This window comes from Aeromonas sp. R7-4 (assembly GCF_040908055.1).
Classification (GTDB): Bacteria; Pseudomonadota; Gammaproteobacteria; order Enterobacterales; family Aeromonadaceae; genus Aeromonas; species Aeromonas sanarellii.
The window spans coordinates 227,349-246,320 of sequence record NZ_JBFODA010000026.1 but is presented as its reverse complement, the minus strand read 5'-3'; the positions used below and the strand labels follow the sequence as shown (position 1 = coordinate 246,320).

General features: G+C 62.4%; 16 protein-coding genes. 9 read left to right on the top strand and 7 right to left on the bottom strand.

The window, feature by feature from the left end; genetic code table 11:
* Positions 1-36 precede the first annotated feature (36 nt).
* Positions 37-2,289 carry an ATP-dependent Clp protease ATP-binding subunit ClpA gene (gene clpA, locus AB5Y72_RS05965; protein WP_325782256.1) on the top strand — a complete coding sequence of 751 codons (2,253 nt, stop codon included), beginning with the start codon at positions 37-39 and terminating at the stop codon, positions 2,287-2,289.
* 69 nt (positions 2,290-2,358) lie between these two features.
* Here the strand turns inward: clpA and infA are convergent, their stop codons facing one another.
* From infA to aat, 3 genes are all read right to left on the bottom strand, one after another.
* Entirely contained in the window at positions 2,359-2,577 is a 219-nt protein-coding gene (infA, locus tag AB5Y72_RS05960) for a translation initiation factor IF-1 (RefSeq protein ID WP_005300033.1), read from the bottom strand.
* A 68-nt stretch (positions 2,578-2,645) separates the two neighbouring features.
* Positions 2,646-3,362: an arginyltransferase gene (locus tag AB5Y72_RS05955; protein WP_216990126.1), complete on the bottom strand. Its 717-nt coding sequence runs from the start codon at positions 3,360-3,362 to the stop codon at positions 2,646-2,648.
* Positions 3,359-4,066, bottom strand: coding sequence for a leucyl/phenylalanyl-tRNA--protein transferase (gene aat / locus AB5Y72_RS05950; RefSeq protein WP_325782257.1), 708 nt, complete (start codon positions 4,064-4,066; stop codon positions 3,359-3,361). The genes AB5Y72_RS05955 and aat overlap by 4 nt, the downstream gene beginning before the upstream one ends.
* A gap of 17 nt (positions 4,067-4,083) precedes the next feature.
* On the opposite strand from aat, the gene AB5Y72_RS05945 reads away from it, so the two are divergent.
* The gene (locus tag AB5Y72_RS05945; protein ID WP_325782259.1) at positions 4,084-4,554 is read left to right on the top strand and encodes a glycine zipper 2TM domain-containing protein; all 471 of its coding nucleotides are present in this window, start codon (positions 4,084-4,086) and stop codon (positions 4,552-4,554) included.
* Positions 4,555-4,654: 100 nt separating this feature from the next.
* On the opposite strand, the gene AB5Y72_RS05940 is transcribed toward AB5Y72_RS05945, so the two are convergent.
* From AB5Y72_RS05940 to ald, 3 genes are all read right to left on the bottom strand, one after another.
* The gene (locus tag AB5Y72_RS05940; protein ID WP_318163149.1) at positions 4,655-5,896 is read right to left on the bottom strand and encodes a diguanylate cyclase; all 1,242 of its coding nucleotides are present in this window, start codon (positions 5,894-5,896) and stop codon (positions 4,655-4,657) included.
* A 57-nt stretch (positions 5,897-5,953) separates the two neighbouring features.
* Positions 5,954-6,904: a thioredoxin-disulfide reductase gene (trxB, locus tag AB5Y72_RS05935; protein WP_325782260.1), complete on the bottom strand. Its 951-nt coding sequence runs from the start codon at positions 6,902-6,904 to the stop codon at positions 5,954-5,956.
* A gap of 184 nt (positions 6,905-7,088) precedes the next feature.
* Positions 7,089-8,204 carry an alanine dehydrogenase gene (ald, locus tag AB5Y72_RS05930; RefSeq protein WP_042075473.1) on the bottom strand — a complete coding sequence of 372 codons (1,116 nt, stop codon included), beginning with the start codon at positions 8,202-8,204 and terminating at the stop codon, positions 7,089-7,091.
* A 150-nt stretch (positions 8,205-8,354) separates the two neighbouring features.
* Between ald and lrp the strand changes: the two genes are divergently transcribed.
* The 7 genes from lrp to purF all read left to right on the top strand — a co-directional run bounded on the left by lrp (position 8,355) and on the right by purF (position 17,438).
* On the top strand, positions 8,355-8,846 hold the full coding sequence (gene lrp / locus AB5Y72_RS05925) for a leucine-responsive transcriptional regulator Lrp (protein WP_005300047.1): 492 nt from the start codon (positions 8,355-8,357) through the stop codon (positions 8,844-8,846).
* A 189-nt stretch (positions 8,847-9,035) separates the two neighbouring features.
* The gene (locus AB5Y72_RS05920; RefSeq protein WP_325782261.1) at positions 9,036-11,537 is read left to right on the top strand and encodes a DNA translocase FtsK 4TM domain-containing protein; all 2,502 of its coding nucleotides are present in this window, start codon (positions 9,036-9,038) and stop codon (positions 11,535-11,537) included.
* Positions 11,538-11,608: 71 nt separating this feature from the next.
* Positions 11,609-12,217 (top strand): outer membrane lipoprotein chaperone LolA, encoded by a 609-nt coding sequence (gene lolA / locus AB5Y72_RS05915; RefSeq protein WP_325782262.1) that lies wholly within the window; start codon positions 11,609-11,611, stop codon positions 12,215-12,217.
* Between the two features lie 31 nt (positions 12,218-12,248).
* Positions 12,249-13,586 (top strand): replication-associated recombination protein A, encoded by a 1,338-nt coding sequence (locus AB5Y72_RS05910; protein WP_325782263.1) that lies wholly within the window; start codon positions 12,249-12,251, stop codon positions 13,584-13,586.
* Between the two features lie 343 nt (positions 13,587-13,929).
* Complete coding sequence (serS, locus tag AB5Y72_RS05905) at positions 13,930-15,225, top strand: serine--tRNA ligase (protein WP_209792014.1); 1,296 nt, start codon at positions 13,930-13,932, stop codon at positions 15,223-15,225.
* Positions 15,226-15,407: 182 nt separating this feature from the next.
* A complete protein-coding gene (locus AB5Y72_RS05900) occupies positions 15,408-15,899 on the top strand; it encodes a CvpA family protein (protein ID WP_042075481.1) in 492 nt (163 codons plus the stop codon).
* A gap of 18 nt (positions 15,900-15,917) precedes the next feature.
* Entirely contained in the window at positions 15,918-17,438 is a 1,521-nt protein-coding gene (gene purF / locus AB5Y72_RS05895; protein WP_219144115.1) for an amidophosphoribosyltransferase, read from the top strand.
* 102 nt (positions 17,439-17,540) lie between these two features.
* Here purF and AB5Y72_RS05890 read toward each other — a convergent pair whose 3' ends face one another.
* A complete protein-coding gene (locus AB5Y72_RS05890) occupies positions 17,541-18,971 on the bottom strand; it encodes a 6-phospho-beta-glucosidase (protein ID WP_325782264.1) in 1,431 nt (476 codons plus the stop codon).
* Between the last annotated feature and the right edge of the window lies 1 nt (position 18,972).

The following is an 18,972-nucleotide window of genomic DNA, read 5'->3' as shown; positions in this document are numbered from 1 at the left end:
GACACCGCATTGTTGCTGTACTGAGGGGAGGTGCCTATGTTGAACAAAGATCTAGAAAAGACGCTGAACGAGGCTTTCAAGCTGGCCCGTGACGAGCGCCACGAATTCATGACCGTCGAGCACCTGTTGTTAGCCCTGCTGGATAACAGCTCAGCCCATGAGGCGCTGAGTTCATGTGGTGCGGACGTGGAGCAGATGCGCAAGGAGATCCGCGCATTCATCAATCAAACGACCCCGCTTATCCCCCGTGATGATGAAGACAGGGAAACCCAGCCGACCCTGGGCTTCCAGCGCGTGCTGCAACGGGCCGTGTTCCATGTCCAGTCCTCCGGCAACACCGAGGTGAGCGGTGCGAATGTGCTGGTCGCCATCTTCAGCGAGCAGGAGTCCCAGGCAGCTTATTTCCTGAAGAAGGCCGAAGTCAGCCGACTCGATGTGGTGAACTTCCTCTCCCACGGGGTGCGCAAAGACAGCAAGCCCGAGAGTGGTGGCGGCAATGCCGAGTCCGACGATGAGGTCTCTTCCGCCCAGATCGAGAGTTTTGCCACCAACCTCAACCAGCTGGTGCTGGAGGGGCGTATCGATCCGCTCATCGGCCGCGATCAGGAGCTCAACCGCACCATTCAGGTGCTGTGCCGCCGTCGCAAGAACAACCCGCTGCTGGTGGGGGAGGCCGGGGTGGGCAAGACAGCCATCGCCGAGGGGCTGGCCTATCGCATCGTCAAGGGCGACGTGCCCGAGGTGATCGCGGGCAGCACCATCTATTCCCTGGACATGGGCTCCCTGCTGGCGGGGACCAAATACCGCGGTGACTTCGAGAAGCGCCTCAAGGTGCTGCTCAAGCAGATTGAGCGCCAGGAGGGGGCCATCCTCTTCATCGACGAGATCCACACCATCATAGGGGCAGGGGCAGCCTCCGGCGGCCAGCTGGATGCGGCCAACCTCATCAAGCCGCTGCTCTCCAATGGCCTGCTGCGCTGTGTAGGCTCGACCACCTACCAGGAATATTCCCAGATCTTCGAGAAAGACCGTGCCCTGGCCCGTCGATTCCAGAAGATCGACATCGTCGAGCCGAGCCTGGATGACACGACCCGCATCCTGATGGGGCTCAAGAGCCGTTATGAGTCTCACCATGGCGTGCGCTACACCGTCAAGGCGATCCGTGCCGCGGTGGAGCTCTCCGCCAAGTACATCAATGATCGCCACCTGCCGGACAAGGCCATCGACGTGATCGACGAGGCGGGGGCTGGGCAACGCCTGCTGCCGGCCAGCAAGCGCAAGAAGGTGATCAATGTGCCGGAGATCGAGGCCATCGTTGCCAAGATTGCCCGCATTCCCGAAAAGTCCGTCTCCTCTTCCGACAAGGAAGTGCTGAAGAATCTGGAGCGCAACCTCAAGATGGTGGTGTTTGGCCAGGACAAGGCCATCACGGTATTGACCGATGCCATCCGCCTGTCCCGCTCCGGCCTTGGCAACGAGCGCCGCCCCGTCGGCTGCTTCCTGTTTGCCGGCCCGACCGGGGTGGGCAAGACCGAGGTCACCCAGCAACTGGGCAAGGCGCTCGGGGTCGAGGTGCTGCGTTTCGACATGTCGGAGTACATGGAGCGCCATACCGTCTCCCGCCTGATCGGGGCGCCTCCCGGCTACGTGGGGTTCGAGCAGGGCGGCCTGCTGACCGACTCCGTGCTCAAGCACCCGCACTCGGTCGTGCTGCTCGACGAGATCGAGAAGGCGCACCCGGACGTGTTCAACCTGCTGCTGCAGGTGATGGACAATGGCACCCTGACGGACAACAACGGGCGCAAGGCCGATTTTCGCAACGTGATCCTGGTGATGACCACCAACGCAGGGGTGCAGGAGACCCAGCGCAAGTCCATCGGCTTCCAGCAACAGGACATGAGCCACGATGCCATGGCGGTGATCAACAAGACCTTCAGCCCGGAGTTTCGCAACCGGCTGGATCACATCATCTGGTTCAACCATCTCGACATGGCGGTGATCCATCAGGTCGTCGACAAGTTCATCGTCGAGCTGCAGGTTCAGCTGGATGCCAAGGGAGTCTCGCTCGAGGTATCGGAAGAGGCGCGACACTGGCTGGCCGAGAAGGGCTATGATCGGGCAATGGGAGCCAGACCCATGGGACGGGTCATTCAGGAACACCTCAAGAAGCCTCTGGCCAACGAGATCCTGTTCGGTTCACTGGTCGATGGCGGTGTGGTGAGAGTCGAACTGGTGAACAACAGCCTCAGCTTTGATTTTCAGGTCAACGTTGAAGCTGTATCCCACTAACCTGTGCGAGTGCCAGCAATAGCAAAAAACCCCAACCGAAAGGCTGGGGTTTTTTGCTGAATTCCTGGCTTAGCGAGAGCGGAAAACAATACGTCCCTTGGAGAGATCGTACGGAGTCAGAGCCACCGTTACTTTGTCTCCAGTCAGGATACGGATGTAGTTTTTGCGCATCTTGCCGGAAATATGAGCGATAACCACGTGACCATTTTCCAGTTCCACACGGAACATGGTATTGGGCAAGGTTTCGAGAATGGTACCCTGCATCTCAATACTGTCTTCTTTAGCCATTGAATCCTCTTGATAAGCCACAACAAAAAACCGCTGGATCATGCCGGATTTAAGGCTATGTGTAAAGTTTACTCGGGCTTGGCGTCGAATTTTTTCCATTCCCCCTGCACCAGCAACTCGTGGGGCAGGTATTGGCGTTTGTAATTCATCTTGCGGCACTCCTCCACCAGATAGCCCAAGTACAGCCATTGGCGACCGGTGCGCCTGGCAAGTTCCAGCTGGCTCAGGATGGCGAAGGTGCCGAGCGACCGGTCGGCATAATCGGGATCGAAGAAGGTATACATGGCGCTCAGGGAATGGGGGAGCAGATCCGTGGTCGCCACCCCGATGAGGCGTCCCTCCTTGCGTATCTCCATGTAGAGAGGCGGCATCCAGTCGCAGTGCAAAAAGCCTTTATATTGGGTACGGCTCGGCGGATACATGCTGCCATCCCGGTGACGCTCGCGGATGTAGCGTTCATAGAGCTGGTAATACTCGGGCTTGTCGTCGTAGCTCAGCACCAGCTCGAGGTCACGGTTCAGCTGGCGGATGCGTTTCTGGCTCCGGCTGGGTACGAAGCGTTCGCTGTGGATGCGCAGGGACTGGCAGGCGCTGCAGGCCGGGCAGTGAGGGCGGTAGATGTCGTTGCCGCTGCGCCGGAATCCGGCTGTCAGCAGCCGCTCATAGCCTGCGGCATTGAGCAGCTCATGGTCCATCAGCACCAGCAGTTGCTCCTGCTCGTGGCCCAGGTAGCTGCAAGGATGCCGGGGGGTCAGGCCTACCTTGAGGATCACTTCTTCACTCACAGGCTGATTCTCCTCGGTTGCCAGCAACCGTCCCGCAGTGGTTGCCGGGTCAGGTTTGCCAATGTGGCCAGAAAGCGGTGTCTGGGCCATTCCTGGACCCCCAGGGTGGCCAGAAAAGGGTTCTGCATCTGGCAGTCGATGAGGGCGCCGCCATGGTGGGCGAAATGGCGGCAGAGTGCCACCATGGCCAGTTTGGCGCCGTTGTCGATGCGGCTGAACATGGATTCACCGCAGAAGAGGCGGCCAAGGGAGAGACCGTAGAGTCCCGCCTGCAACTCCCCGTCCTGCCAGATCTCGACGGAGTGAGCATGGCCGAGCCGATGCAGTTGCCGATAGGCGTCGATCATGGGAGCACTGATCCAGGTGCCGCTGGCACCGCGACGAGGGGCGGCGCAGGCCGCGATCACCTCGTCGAAGGCACGATCGATGAACACCTCGAAGGAGGTGCGGCGAATGCACTTCTGCAGGCTGCGGCCTATGTGGAGTTCGTCGGGCACGATGACTCCCCTGGGGTCCGGTGACCACCACAACAATGGCTGATGGGGTTCATTCCATGGAAAGATCCCGCTGTGGTAAGCTGCCAGCAATCGAGCAGGGGAGAGATCCCCCCCTATCGCCAGCAGCCCGTTGGGCTCTTCCAGCGCATGGCTGGGGGAGGGAAACCAGCACAGCTCATCATCCAGTTCGGTAAGATAGCGAGACATAAGGCAGAGGTTCATAGATGAAGGCCATTATCCTGATAGTATCCAGCTTGCTTGGCTTTGTCACGGCACCCGCCTGGGGCGCCGTGTATGAGCGCAACACGGCGCGTCCGGTGGAGCAGGTGGTCTTTGGCCAGGTCGATACGGTGCGCAACATCACCCAGCGCCAGGTGGTGGAGTCCGAGCATACCGGCTGGAAGACCCTGGGAGGTGCCGTGCTCGGCGGCCTGCTCGGCAATCAGTTTGGCGGCGGTCACGGGCGTGAGATTGCCACTGCCATCGGGGCGCTGGCGGGGGCGGCCGCGGTGCAACATTACCAGTCCGGGGGCAGCGTGGTGGAGAACAAGCTGGTGGAGCTCCTGATCAGGAGCGATCAGGACAGGCTCATCAACGTGATCCAGGATTACGATCCGGCCATGGTGTTTGCACAGGGAGACAAGGTGCGCATCCTCTATTTCAGCGATGGGGTGCGGGTCGACAAGACTTACTGACGACTCGGTGGGCAGGGAGCCCTGGGGAAGGAAAATGACCCGGCGGCCACCGCAAGGGGCGCCGGGCGGAACTACACGGAGTGTCTTTCGTGAGGCGTTGTCAGGCGTTCTGGGCGACTATCTTGTCGCGCCCGGTGTTCTTGGCCTGATACAGCTGGCGATCGGCCTCGCAGAGCGCCTCGTCCATGGAGAGCCGCCCGACGTTGATGACGCCAAAACTGGCGCGCACAAACAGCGGTGTCTCCCGTGACAACGGTTGCTGGCGCATCTGTTGCCGCAATCCCTCCAGCCGCTTGAGCAGCACGGGGACGGAGCAGTGGGGCACCATCAGGGCGAACTCCTCGCCGCCAAAGCGGGCTATCATGGCATCCGGGAAGAACTGGGTGAGCAGCCGGGTCAGGTGGCAGAGCAACTGATCGCCGATGGCGTGGCCCCAGTGATCGTTAACCTGCTTGAAATGATCCACGTCCAGCACGCACAGGGCGAGCGGCGCCTGTTGACGCTGATGCTCCTCGAACCACTTCTGTCCCTCGTTGAACCAGTAGCGCCGGTTGTAGAGCCCGGTCAGGTAGTCGCGATTGGCCGACTCCTGAATGCTGGTGAACTGCTCCAGTGCCTCCAGATTGTGGCTGACCCGGCACTGCAGTTCCTCGGGCTCGAACGGCTGGTTGAGAAAGTCGTTCGCCCCCTGCTTGAGGTAACGGGCCGAGAGGCCGTGCTTGTCCGACACCGAGATGCCGATGATGGCGAGCTGCTGCTTGTTGTAGCGTTCGCGCAGCATCCGCACCAGGCTGATGCCGTCGATCTCCGGCATGTAGTAGTCCACCAGCATGAGCCGGATGGCGGGATGCTGCTCGAGCAGGGCCAGGGCATCCCGGGCACAGTTGGCCTCGTGAACCTGCAGCAGCTGCTTGCGCAGCTGGGCCGCGGTGCGATGGCGGGAGGTGAGCGAGTCATCGACCACCAGCACTTCGATGGCCTGGTTGAGGTAGAGGCGGTGCACCAGGCTGACGGCGTATTGCAGGGAGTGGCGTGAATCCTTCATCACGTAATCCAGCACCCCGGCCTCCAGCCAGGCCTCCCGCTTCTCCTCGCTGATGTCGGCGGTGAGGATCACCACCGGCAACCCGCGTGCCAGCAGTACGTTGACGGCTTCCCCGCCGGGGGCATCCGGCAGGGTGAGATCCACCAGGGCGACCACGTACTCTTCGCCATGACAGTCGCGTGCCCCTTCCAGGGTGTCGAACGCATCGATTTCCAGCCCGGTCTGCTGCGCAATGGCCTGGGTCAGCATGCGGCGAACCGTCAGGCTGTCTTCCACAATCATGATTTTCCGTTTCATTCTGCTCCTTAAAAAGAAAAGGGCATGCCGGTTGGCATGCCCTTTATATCTTTATGGTTACTGGGCGTCCAGATATCGCTCGGCATCGAGGGCCGCCATGCAGCCGGTACCGGCCGAGGTGATCGCCTGACGATAGACGTGGTCGGCAACGTCGCCGGCGGCGAACACCCCGGGGATGCTGGTCTGGGTCGCAAACCCTTCCAGGCCGCCACGCACCTTCAGGTAGCCGTTCTCCATGGCCAGCTGGCCCTCGAAGATCTGGGTGTTGGGCTGGTGGCCGATGGCGATGAAGACCCCCATTAGCGGCAGCTCGGAGGTGGAGTGATCCCGGGTGCTGCGCAGACGCACCCCAGTCACGCCCATGTCGTCCCCCAGCACTTCGTCCAGAGTCTGGTGGGTGTGCAGCACGATATTGCCGCTCTCGACCTTGTCATGCAGGCGCTTGATCAGGATCTTCTCGGCGCGGAATTCGTCGCGGCGATGGATGAGGTGCACCTTCTTGGCGATGTTGGCCAGATAGAGCGCCTCTTCCACGGCGGTGTTGCCGCCGCCGACCACGGCCACTTCCTGGTTGCGGTAGAAGAAGCCGTCACAGGTGGCGCAGGCGGAGACGCCGCGGCCCTTGAACGCCTCCTCGGAGGGCAGGCCCAGGTATTTGGCGGAGGCGCCGGTGGCGAGGATCAGCGCATCGCAGGTGTATTCCCCGTTGTCGCCCTTGAGGTGGAAGGGGCGTTCGGTCAGCGTCACTTCATTGATGTGATCGAAGAGGATGCGGGTATCGAATTTCTCCGCATGCTCTTTCATGCGCTCCATCAGGGCCGGGCCGGTCAGCCCTTCCGCATCCCCCGGCCAGTTTTCCACTTCGGTGGTGGTGGTCAGCTGGCCACCTTGCTGCATGCCGGTGATGAGCAGGGGATTGAGGTTGGCGCGGGCGGCATAGACGGCCGCGGTGTAACCTGCCGGGCCGGATCCCAGGATCAGCAGTTTGCTGTGAGTGACTTGGCTCATGATGTGATTTCCGAGACGTGATGAGTTTGCGCGATTGTAGGTAATTCGTGATCCGTGGTCAAAGGCCGGCGCATCGATTGGGGCAATCGCCAAAGAGAGGGGCAGGGGGGATGGCAGGCATAAAAAAAAAACCGCCCATCGCGGGCGGATTTTCACTCATCTACCTCCCCTCGCGGGGATGCGATCAGTTCAGCAGGGTCAGGGGATCCGTGTAGGCCAGGTTGTGGGCCACGGCGACCTCCTTGCAGGTGATCTTGCCCGCCATCACGTTCAGGCCGTGCCGCAGGTGGGGATCGCTGAGCAGTGCGTTGCGATAGCCCTGTTCGGCCAGCTTGATGATGAAGGGCAGGGTGGCGTTGTTCAGGGCCACGGTGGAGGTGCGTGCCACGGCGCCCGGCATGTTGGCCACGCAGTAGTGCACCACGTCGTCGACGATGAAGGTGGGATCCTCATGGGTGGTGGCATGGGAGGTCTCGACGCAGCCGCCCTGATCGATGGCCACGTCCACGATGGCCGACCCCGGCTTCATGCGGGCAATGTGGTCACGGCTGACAAGTTTTGGCGCAGTGGCGCCCGGTACCAGCACGCCACCGATGACCAGGTCTGCCGCCAGCAGATGGCGCTCCAGGGTCTCGCGGTTGGAGTAGACCACCTTGGCGGCACCCTGGAACTCGCTGTCGAGACGGCGCAGGGTATCGATGTTGTTGTCGAGTATGGTGACGTCGGCACGCAGGCCGATGGCCATGCGGGCTGCGTTGGAGCCCACCACGCCGCCGCCGATGATCACCACCTTGGCCGGTTCCACGCCGGGCACGCCGCCGAGCAGCACGCCGCTACCGCCGCGGGATTTCTCCAGCGCCTGGGCACCCGCCTGAATAGACATGCGTCCGGCCACCTCCGACATGGGGGCCAGCAGGGGCAGGCCGCCACGGCCGTCGGTGACGGTTTCGTAGGCGATGCAGATAGCGCCGCTGTCCACCAGCTCCCGGGTCTGGGCCAGGTCTGGCGCCAGGTGCAGGTAGGTAAAGAGGGTCTGGCCCGGACGCAGCATGGCGCGCTCGACCGCCTGGGGCTCCTTGACCTTGACGATCATCTCCGCCTTGGCGAAAACGTCTGCCGCAGAGGCCAGGATCTCGGCTCCGGCAGCCAGATAATCTGCGTCACTGAACCCAATGCCATTTCCTGCGCCGCTTTGGACGAAAACGGTATGGTTTCGTGCTGTCAGTTCACGTACACTGGCCGGAACCATGCCTACGCGATATTCATGGTTTTTTATTTCCTTAGGTACACCGATAATCATGCTATCCCTCGTCTATCGATTGGTGGTTTATGTTGCCTAGATGTTAAGCGACATTTGCGCCTAGTATATTCAGGTATTGACAGGATTTGTGACCATTATTATAAAATGACTGGTGATTCTTACCAAAAAATAGCCAAAGGATGGAATTAAATGATGGAAGCTAAGAGTCGGCTAAAGGATTTGGACAGGATTGACCGCAACATTCTGAATGAACTGCAAAAGGATGGCAGGATTTCGAACGTTGAGTTGTCCAAACGAGTTGGCCTGAGTCCCACACCGTGTCTGGAACGGGTTCGTCGCCTGGAGCGACAAGGCTATATCGAAGGATATGCCGCCATTCTGAACCCTCATTATCTGGACGCGTCTCTGCTGGTATTCGTGGAAATTACCCTCAATCGCGGCGCCCCCGACGTGTTCGAACAGTTCAATAAGGCTGTGCAGGTGCTCGAGGAGATCCAGGAGTGCCATCTGGTGTCCGGTGATTTCGATTATCTGCTCAAGACCCGCGTCAGCGACATGTCCGCCTATCGCCGCCTGCTGGGGGAAACCCTGCTGCGTCTGCCCGGCGTCAACGACACCCGCACCTATGTGGTGATGGAAGAGGTCAAACAGAGCAGTCGTCTGGTGATCAGCACCCGATAAGCGGGGTTGTGCTGTGACTTGCTCGTTCCATGACGAGTCACGATAGTCAGAAACGAGCGGCCGGTCCGCTCGTTTCTTCATTATTGCTGTTTCACGGCCCGTCTTCAGGCACTGGCTGACAACCGGTGGGCTTTTCAGGGATACTAGGCCCCCTATCCCGCATTCATGTTTTCACAAAGGAGCCGGAGTTTGGCCGATAAAAAGCTGTTTACTCCTTTATCAGGTACACAACGGATCTTCGAGGCCGTCTTGATCGCCATCACCCTGATGGCTGCCTATCTCTTGCTTGCCCTGTTGACCTATCACCCCGCCGATCCCGGTTGGTCCCAGACCTCCTGGCAGGGGGAGGTGAAGAACCTGGCAGGCAGCGCCGGGGCCTGGCTCGCCGACATCACCATGTTTACCTTCGGGGCGTTCTCCTACCTGGTGCCGCCGCTGACGGTACTGCTTGGCTGGAGCCTGTTCTGGCGGCCGAGCAAGCTGCTGGAGGTGGACTATCTCACCCTGTCGGTGCGGATCATCGGCTTCATCCTCACCGTGCTCGGCATGTCCGCCATCGCCAGCATCAACTTCAACGACCTGCAGAATTTCTCCGCCGGCGGCCTGGTGGGTGACGTGATCGCCTCCGCCGTGGTGCCGCTGTTCGGCGGGGTGGGAGCCAACCTGATGCTGCTCTGCTTCGTGGCGACCGGCATCACCCTGTTCACCGGCTGGTCCTGGCTCACCATCGTTGAGCGGATCGGTGCCGCCTGCACCGGCAGCGTCAGCGCCATCTACCATTTCCCCACCACCCTGGGGCGCTGGCTGACCGGGGGCTGGCGTCAGCCCCGTTATGAGGGACCGGATCCCCTGCTGGAAGGGGGCGTGGGCGCCTTCGACCAGGACGACGAAGACGAGCCCCACGGCAGCTGGACGCGAAATCCCAAGGCTAAAAATCGGGCTCAAAAGACAAAATCTGACGAGTGGCTGCCGGAGCTGGACGAGGACACCTTCCAGTTCGAGCCGCAGTTTGACGACGAAGATGAGGACGAGACCCCGGCCCCCAAGGGCAAACGCGTGGCCAGCGGCCGTCAGCGCCCCGTGGTGAGCCAGGAGGATGAGGACGACCTCGATCTGCCCTGGGCCGAGGGGGACGATGAACCCGAGGCACCGGTCGCCCCGGCGCCGGTCAAGGCCAAGCGCCGTCCCCAGCCCGGTCTGGCTCCCTTGCCGAGCATCGAGCTGCTGGACAGGCCGCCTGCCAAGACCCAGATGATGAGCAAGGACGAGCTGGAGCGCATGGGCCGGCTGGTGGAGGCGAAACTCGCCGACTACAACGTGCAGGCCAAGGTGGTCGGTGTCTATCCGGGCCCCGTCATCACCCGTTTCGAACTGGATCTGGCGCCGGGCATGAAGGCGAGCAAGATCACCAACCTGTCGCGGGATCTCGCCCGTTCCCTCTCCGCCAGCAGCGTGCGGGTGGTGGAGGTGATCCCCGGCAAGACCTATGTCGGCATCGAACTGCCCAACCGGGTGCGCCAGACCGTCTACCTGCGTGAGACCCTCGACTGCGAGGCGTTTCGCGACAGCCGCAATCCGCTGACCATGGGGCTGGGCCAGGACATCGCGGGGGAGCCCGTGGTGGTGAACCTCGCCAAGATGCCGCACCTGCTGGTGGCCGGTACCACGGGCTCGGGCAAGTCGGTGGGGGTGAACACCATGATCATCTCCATGCTCTACAAGTCCTCCCCCGAGGATCTGCGCTTCATCATGATCGACCCCAAGATGCTGGAGCTCTCGGTCTACGAGGGGATCCCGCACCTCCTGACCGAGGTGGTGACCGACATGAAGGATGCCGCCAATGCCCTGCGCTGGTGCGTGGGCGAGATGGAGCGCCGCTACAAGCTGATGTCCGCGGTCGGGGTGCGCAACCTCAAGGGCTACAACGACAAGGTGCTGGCCGCCATCGAGGCGGGCGATCCCCTGCTCGATCCCCTGTGGCGTCCGGGCGACTCCATGGATCAGATGCCGCCGGAGCTCGAGAAGCTGCCCCACATCGTGGTGGTGGTGGACGAGTTCGCCGACATGATGATGATCGTCGGCAAGAAGGTGGAAGAGCTCATCGCCCGCATCGCCCAGAAGGCGCGGGCGGCTGGCATCCATCTCATCCTCGCGACCCAGCGCCCGTCTGTGGATGTGATCACCGGCCTCATCAAGGCCAACATCCCGACCCGGATCTCCTTCCAGGTGTCGAGCAAGATAGATTCTCGCACCATCCTGGATCAGGGGGGGGCCGAATCCCTGCTCGGCATGGGGGACATGCTCTACATGCCGGCCGGTACTTCCAACCCGACCCGGGTCCACGGGGCCTTCGTCGATGACCACGAGGTGCACAAGGTGGTGGCGGACTGGAAACTGCGCGGCGAGCCGGACTACATCGACGAGATCCTCTCCGGCGAGTCGGACGGCGAGGGCGGTGGCGGCGACTACGGCGGCGGTGGCGACGAGGAGCTCGATCCCCTGTTCGACGAGGCGGTGGCCTTCGTGGTGGAATCCCGCCGCGGCTCCACCTCCAGCGTGCAGCGCAAGTTCAAGATCGGCTACAACCGGGCGGCCCGTCTCATCGAGCAGATGGAGAACCAGGGCATCGTCAGCGCCCCGGGTGGCAACGGCCAGCGCGACGTGCTGGCACCGCCGCCGGTGCGGGATTAAGCCTCACATCATCCTGGCCATGCCCTCTGCGGGCGTGGCCTTTTATCGAGAACGTCTTTATGAAGAGCCTGATGAAAAAACAACTGTTGATGGGTTCCGTGCTGCTGGTCGCCAGCAGCCAGGTGTGGGCCGATACGGCCAGCGATCTCAAGCAGAAGCTGGCAGGGGTGAGCCTGTTCTCCGCCAAGTTTGCCCAGACCGTCTATGACAGCAAGGGCAAGGAGCTGCAAAAGGCGAGCGGCTCCCTGCTGGTGCAGCGACCCAACCATTTCAACTGGCACACCACCTCCCCGGACGAGAGCCTGATCGTGGCCGACGGCAAGGACGTCTGGGTCTATGATCCCTTCGTCGAGCAGGTGACCGCCCTCAAGATGAAGGACGCCGTGCTCAACACCCCCTTCGTGCTCATCGCCGGCAACGACAATAGCCTCTGGAAGAACTACGACGTGACCCAGGAAGGGGATGTCTACACCGTCACCAGCCGCAGCCAGGACGAACTGATCGCCTCCTTCCGCATCACGTTTGATCGCCAGAACAACATCAGCCGCTTCGACGTGAAGGAGGCCCAGGGGCAGTGGAGCGAATTCACCCTGAGCAACTTCAACCGCAAGCCGGTGCTCAAGGGCAACGAGTTCGTGTTCAAGATCCCCAAGGGGGTCGCGCTGGACGACCAGCGCTGATGACCCGCATCACCCCAAGTGAGCCACGCCGATGAGCAACCTGTCGCTGGACTTTTCCGCTGACTTTCGACCGCTGGCGGCCCGCATGCGGCCGCAGACCCTGGAGCAGTACATCGGCCAGCAGCATATCCTGGGGGCCGACAAGCCCCTGCGAAAGGCGATCCTGGCCGGCCACTGCCACTCCATGATCCTCTGGGGGCCGCCCGGCACCGGCAAGACCACGCTGGCGGAGCTGATGGCCCACTACTGCCAGGCGGAGGTGGAGCGCCTCTCCGCCGTCACCTCCGGCATCAAGGAGATCCGCGCCGCCATCGACAAGGCGAAGGAGAACGGCTGGCGCGGGGTGCGCACCATCCTGTTCGTGGACGAGGTGCACCGCTTCAACAAGAGCCAGCAGGATGTCTTCCTGCCCCACATCGAAGACGGCACCATCACCTTCATCGGCGCCACCACCGAAAACCCCTCGTTCGAACTCAACAACGCGCTGCTCTCCCGGGCCCGGGTCTATCTGCTCAAGCGGCTGGAGGAGGAGGACATCCTCGCCATGATCGATCAGGCGCTGACCGATCCCCGCGGCCTCAATGACCCCAGCCTCACTTTTGCCCCCGGGGTGAAGGAGGCGCTGGCAAAAGCCGTGGACGGGGACGGGCGCAAGTCCCTCAACTATCTTGAGCTCCTGGCCGACATGGCCGAGGCCGACGGCCAGGGCCGGCGGCTCATCGACAGTGGCCTGCTCGCCGCCGTGGTGGGGGAGCACGTGGCGCGCTTCGACAAGGGCGGCGATCACTTCTACGACCTCATCTCGGCGGTGCACAAGTCCATCCGTGGTTCGGCGCCGGATGCGGCCCTCTACTGGTATGCCCGCATGGTGAGCGCCGGCTGCGATCCCCTCTACATCGCGCGCCGGCTGCTGGCCATCGCCTCGGAAGACGTGGGCAACGCCGACCCCCGCGCCATGCAGGTGGCGCTCTCGGCCTGGGACTGCTTCCACCGTATCGGGCCGGCTGAAGGGGAGCGGGCCATCGCCCAGGCGATCGTCTACCTCGCCTGCGCGCCCAAGAGCAATGCGGTCTACACCGCCTGGAAGGCGGCGCTGGCGGACGCCAAAAACCTGCCGGACTTCGAGGTGCCGCCGCACCTGCGCAACGCCCCCACCAGGCTGATGAGCGAGCTCGGCTACGGCGCCGAGTATCGCTACGCCCACGACGAGCCGGGGGCCTATGCGGCGGGGGAGGAGTACTTTCCGCCCGAGCTCGCCGGCAAGCACTACTACCAGCCCACCGAACGGGGCCTGGAGAAGCAGATCGGCCAGAAGCTCGACTACCTGCGCGAGCTGGACAGGCAGAGCCCGAAGCGGCGGGAAAAATAGCGGCAAGGCCGGGTTCGGCCCGCCACGAGCGGTCTGCGCCTGGCCGGCCGGACCGATTGTGCGTTAATTGGCCAACCGATTCCATCGGGGTCGCCATCCCCCGGAAAACAGGGCAAAACGACCGCAATAGTCCCTGTTCGGGCGGGGGGGCGGTCTGCTACACTGCCCGTCTGACCCCGCTTGTCTTGGCCTGGTGCCATCTTCTTGATTTCGAAGGCCCCATCTTGCTGGCCCGATGCAAAAGACGACAGGGGTGTGCCAACCGATGTTAACTTCCGGATCTGTTTCCCGGCCCGGTCACGACGACCCGGGCCCAGATCCCATTAAAAAAAGTAGGTAAACCATGCTGGATCCCAAATATCTGCGCAGCGACATCGATGAAGCTGCCGCTCGTCTGGCGACACGTGGCTACGTTCTGGACGTAGCGGCGGTCAACGCTCTGGAAGAGAAACGCAAGGATCTGCAGTCCCGTACCCAGGAGCTGCAGGCCGAGCGCAACGCCCGCTCCAAGTCCATCGGTGAGGCTGCCCGTCGTGGCGAGGATGTGGCCCCGCTCAAGGCCCAGGTGACCAAGATCAACGACGAGCTTGAGACCAGCAAGGTCGAGCTGGACGCCCTGCTGGCCCAGCTCAAGGGGATTGCCGATGCCATCCCGAACCTGCCGAGCGACACCACCCCGGTGGGCCGCGACGAGAACGACAACGTGGAAGTGCGCCGTTGGGGCACCCCGCGCGAGTTCAACTTCCCGGTGCGCGATCACATCGATCTGGGTGAGGCGGCCAAGGGTGTCGACTTCAAGAACGGCGTCAAGCTCTCCGGCGCCCGCTTCGTGGTGATGAAGGGCCAGATTGCCCGCCTGCACCGCGCCCTGGCCCAGTTCATGCTGGACCTGCACACCCTGCAGCACGGCTACACCGAGTGCTACGTGCCCTATTTGGTCAACCCGGACAGCCTGTACGGCACCGGCCAGCTGCCGAAGTTCTCCCAGGATCTGTTCAACACCGGTATCGAGGGGGAAGGGGAAGACGAGGGCAAGCTGCGCAAGTTCTCCCTGATCCCGACCTCCGAAGTGCCGCTTACCAACATGGCCCGCGACGAGATCTTCGACGAGCAGGAACTGCCCATCAAGATGACCGCCCACAGCCCCTGCTTCCGCTCCGAAGCGGGCTCCTATGGCCGCGACACCCGTGGTCTCATCCGCATGCACCAGTTCGACAAGGTCGAGATGGTGCAGCTGGTGCACCCCGAGAAGTCCTGGGATGCCCTAGAAGAGATGGTGGGCCACGCCGAGAAGGTGCTGCAGCTGCTGGAGCTGCCGTATCGCGTGATGGCGCTCTCTACAGGTGACATGGGCTTCTGCGCCGCCAAGACCTACGATCTGGAAGTCTGGCTGCCGGCCCAGAACACCTACCGCGAGATCTCGTCTGTCTCCAACTGCACCGACTTCCAGGCGCGCCGCATGCAGGCTCGCGTGCGCATCGACGGCAAGCCGCAGCTGATCCACACCCTGAACGGCTCCGGCCTGGCGGTGGGTCGCACCCTGGTGGCGGTGCTGGAGAACTACCAGCAGGAAGATGGCCGCATCGCCATCCCGGCGGCGCTGCAATCCTACATGGGCGGCCTGACCCACATCGGGTAAGCGCTCGTTGCAGACGACAACGCCATGGCTTTGCCATGGCGTTGTGCATTCTGGCGCCGGCCGCGTGAGCGGAGCCCCATCGCCGTCCCGGCACGCCCGTCGTGCGTTTAACACATTTTTATCAAGCATTGCGCAATCGTTTTTGTTAGACTGCGCCGCAATTTCGCAGGACATCTTTTTCTATGGTCTGGATTGATTACGCCATCATGGGCATCGTCGGTTTTTCCGCCCTCATCAGCCTGGTGCGGGGCTTCCTCAAGGAAGCCATGTCCCTCGTCACCTGGTTCGTCGCCTTTTTCATTGCCAGCCGCTTCTATCCCGATCTCGCCGTCTATTTCACCTCCTTCTCCGACGCCATGGTGCGCAACGGCCTCGCCATCGCGGCCCTGTTCGTGGCGACCCTGATCCTCGGCAGCGTGGTCAACTACGTGGTGGGCCTGCTGGTGGAGAAGACGGGGCTCTCCGGGACCGATCGGGTGCTGGGGGTCTGTTTTGGCGCCATTCGCGGGGTGCTGATCGTCAGCGCCCTGCTGTTTTTCATGGATACCTTCACCAGCCTCTCCCAGAGCGACTGGTGGGCGGCATCCAGGCTGGTTCCCGAGTTCAAGCCGGTGATCCAGTGGTTCTTCGGGTTCATGATGAACTCGTCCAGTTTTCTTCAACAGGTACAGTGACATCGAGGTAGCAAAGACATGTGCGGTATTGTCGGTATAGTTGGCACCACCCCCGTCAATCAGGCCCTCTACGACGCCTTGACGGTGTTGCAGCACAGGGGACAGGATGCCGCCGGGATCGTGACCATTGACAGTGGAAACTTCCGGCAACGCAAGGCCAACGGTCTGGTGAAGGATGTGTTTGAAGTGCGCCACATGCAGCGGCTCAAGGGGAATATCGGCATAGGACACGTCCGTTATCCCACCGCCGGCAGCTCCAGTGCCGCGGAGGCCCAGCCGTTTTACGTGAACTCCCCCTACGGCATGGTGCTGGCCCACAACGGCAACCTCACCAACGCCAAGGAGCTCAAGGAGCAGCAGTTCAAGGTGGCCCGCCGCCACATCAACACCACCTCGGACTCCGAAGTGCTGCTGAACGTGCTGGCCCACGAGCTGGATCTCTGCGACAAGATGGCGCTGCGCCCGGAGGACATCTTCTCGGCGGTGCGCAAGGTGCATCAGCAGATCCGCGGCGCCTACGCCGTGGTTTCCCTGGTGATCGGCCACGGTCTCATCGGGTTCCGCGACCCGAACGGTATCCGCCCGCTGATCCTGGGTCGCCGGGTTGACGAGCAGGGCCAGGTGGAGTACATGCTCGCCTCCGAGAGCGTGGCCCTCGACGCCATCGGTTTCGAGACGGTGCGTGACGTCGCGCCGGGCGAGGCCATCTACATCACCGAGCAGGGCCAGCTCTTCTCCGAGCAGTGCGCGGATAACCCGCAGATGAGCTCCTGCATCTTCGAGTACGTCTACTTTGCCCGCCCCGACTCCTGCATCGACAAGGTCTCCGTCTATGCCGCCCGCCTCAACATGGGTCGCAAGCTGGGCCAGAAGATCGCCCGAGAGTGGGACGATCTCGACGTGGACGTGGTCATCCCCATCCCCGAGACCTCCTGCGACGTGGCGCTGGAGATCGCCCACACCCTGGGTCTGCCCTATCGTCAGGGCTTCGTGAAGAACCGCTACATCGGCCGTACCTTCATCATGCCGGGCCAGACCCAGCGCAAGAAGTCGGTGCGTCGCAAGCTCAACGCCATCAGCTCCGAATTCAAGGGCAAGAAGGTGCTGCTGGTGGACGACTCCATCGTCCGTGGCACCACCTCGGAGCAGATCATCCAGATGGCCCGCGAGGCGGGGGCGGCCAAGGTCTACTTCGCCTCGGCGGCGCCGGAAATCCGCTTCCCCAACGTCTACGGCATCGACATGCCCACCGCCAACGAGCTCATTGCCCATGGCCGGGAAGTGGAAGAGGTGTGCAAGCTGATCGGCGCCGACGGCCTCATCTTCCAGGATCTGGAAGATCTGGAAGCGGCGGTGCGGGAGATCAACCCCGAGCTGCGCCACTTCGAGACCTCGGTGTTCAACGGCCACTACGTGACCTCGGACGTGGATCAGGGTTATCTGGACCACCTCAATGCCCTGCGCAGCGACGACAACAAGGCGGTGCGCGAGTGGCAGGAAGGGACCAGCAACCTGGAAATTTTCAACGAAGGCAGTTAAACGTTTTCCGCGTCGCGCTGAAACAACACATGGGGGCCCTGGGCCCCCATGTTATTTTCCACTGCATTAGTACATTACCCGGGATGCCCGGGCGATGCGCCATCAGGCCAGATCTTCCCCGTGGCTCGCGATCACCTTTTTATACCACCAGAACGACTTCTTGCGCCTGCGCGCCAGGGTGCCCCGGCCGGCGTCGTCCCTGTCCACGTGGACGAAGCCGTAGCGCTTGCTCATCTCGCCGGTGGAGGCGGAGACGAGATCGATGCAGCCCCAGCTGGTGTAGCCCATGAGGGGGATGCCGTCTTCGATGGCATCTCCCATGGCCTGGATGTGTTCCCGCAGGTAGGCGATGCGGTAGTCGTCCTCGATCTCTCCTTGCTCGTTCACCTCGTCCACGGCCCCCAGGCCGTTCTCCACCAGGAACAGCGGCTTCTGGTAGCGGTCGTGCAGGGTGTTGATGGTGATGCGAAGGCCCAGAGGATCTATGCCCCAGCCCCATTCGCTTACCTCGATGTAGGGGTTTTTCAGGGACTTGACCACGTTGGCCTCGCTGGTGTTGCCCTGGTTCATGTCGGCGGCGGCGCAGCGGGAGGCGTAGTAGCTGAAGGAGACGAAGTCGACGGTGTGCTGGAGGATCTCGTCGTCACCCGGCTCCTTGACCAGCACCACCCCCTTGTCGCGAAACACGCGAGCCGCATAGGCCGGGTAGGCGCCCCGGGCCTGCACGTCGATGAACAGCAGGTTCTCCCGCTCCTTTTGCAGCGCGACCCAGACGTCGGCGGGCTTGCAGGAGTAGGGGTAGAAGTTGCCCCCCGCCAGCATGCAGCCCACCTGGTTGGCCGGATTGACCTCGTGGGCAATCCGGGTCGCCAGGGCGCTGGCGATGAGCTCGTGGTGGGCCGCCTGGTACTTCACCTGCTCCTGGTGTTCCCCCTCTTCGAACACCAGCCCGGCCCCGGAGAAGGGGCTGTGCAACAGGATGTTGATCTCGTTGAAGGTGAGCCAGTACTTCACCAGGCCGTCGAATGCCTCGAAGCAGGTGCGGGCGTAGCGGGTGAAGAAGGTCACCATCTGGCGGTTGCGCCAGGAGCCGTATTCGGTCACCAGGTGCATGGGCACGTCGAAGTGGCACAGGGTCACCAGGGGCTCGATGCCGTGCTTCTTGCACTCCTCGAACAGGGCCCGGTAGAAGGTGATGCCCTCCGCATTGGGCTCCCGCTCGTCACCCCTGGGGTAGAGACGGGCCCAGGCGATGGAGGTGCGAAACACGGTGAAGCCCATCTCGGCCATCAGGGCGATGTCGTCCTTGTAGCGGTGATAGAAGTCGATGGCCCCGTGGCTCGGGTAGAACTCGTCATCCCTCGGGGAGAAGCGCTTCTCCTGGCCGAGCTTGACCGCCATGCGGCTCGGGCCGTGGGGGATCATGTCCACCGTGGTCAGGCCCTTGCCCCCCTCGAGATGGGCGCCTTCCGCCTGGTTGGCGGCCAGGGCGCCGCCCCACAGGAAGCCTTCGGGAAATCTTGCTAACGACATT

Bases quoted from the DNA above. Each gene is read 5' to 3' on its own strand.
- clpA (WP_325782256.1), top strand. From the start codon at position 37: ATGTTGAACAAAGATCTAGAAAAGACGCTGAACGAGGCTTTCAAGCTG.
- infA (WP_005300033.1), bottom strand. From the start codon at position 2,577: ATGGCTAAAGAAGACAGTATTGAGATGCAGGGTACCATTCTCGAAACC.
- aat (WP_325782257.1), bottom strand. From the start codon at position 4,066: ATGTCTCGCTATCTTACCGAACTGGATGATGAGCTGTGCTGGTTTCCC.
- AB5Y72_RS05945 (WP_325782259.1), top strand. From the start codon at position 4,084: ATGAAGGCCATTATCCTGATAGTATCCAGCTTGCTTGGCTTTGTCACG.
- AB5Y72_RS05940 (WP_318163149.1), bottom strand. From the start codon at position 5,896: ATGAAACGGAAAATCATGATTGTGGAAGACAGCCTGACGGTTCGCCGC.
- trxB (WP_325782260.1), bottom strand. From the start codon at position 6,904: ATGAGCCAAGTCACTCACAGCAAACTGCTGATCCTGGGATCCGGCCCG.
- ald (WP_042075473.1), bottom strand. From the start codon at position 8,204: ATGATTATCGGTGTACCTAAGGAAATAAAAAACCATGAATATCGCGTA.
- lrp (WP_005300047.1), top strand. From the start codon at position 8,355: ATGATGGAAGCTAAGAGTCGGCTAAAGGATTTGGACAGGATTGACCGC.
- lolA (WP_325782262.1), top strand. From the start codon at position 11,609: ATGAAAAAACAACTGTTGATGGGTTCCGTGCTGCTGGTCGCCAGCAGC.
- AB5Y72_RS05910 (WP_325782263.1), top strand. From the start codon at position 12,249: ATGAGCAACCTGTCGCTGGACTTTTCCGCTGACTTTCGACCGCTGGCG.
- serS (WP_209792014.1), top strand. From the start codon at position 13,930: ATGCTGGATCCCAAATATCTGCGCAGCGACATCGATGAAGCTGCCGCT.
- AB5Y72_RS05900 (WP_042075481.1), top strand. From the start codon at position 15,408: ATGGTCTGGATTGATTACGCCATCATGGGCATCGTCGGTTTTTCCGCC.
- purF (WP_219144115.1), top strand. From the start codon at position 15,918: ATGTGCGGTATTGTCGGTATAGTTGGCACCACCCCCGTCAATCAGGCC.
- AB5Y72_RS05890 (WP_325782264.1), bottom strand. From the start codon at position 18,971: ATGTCGTTAGCAAGATTTCCCGAAGGCTTCCTGTGGGGCGGCGCCCTG.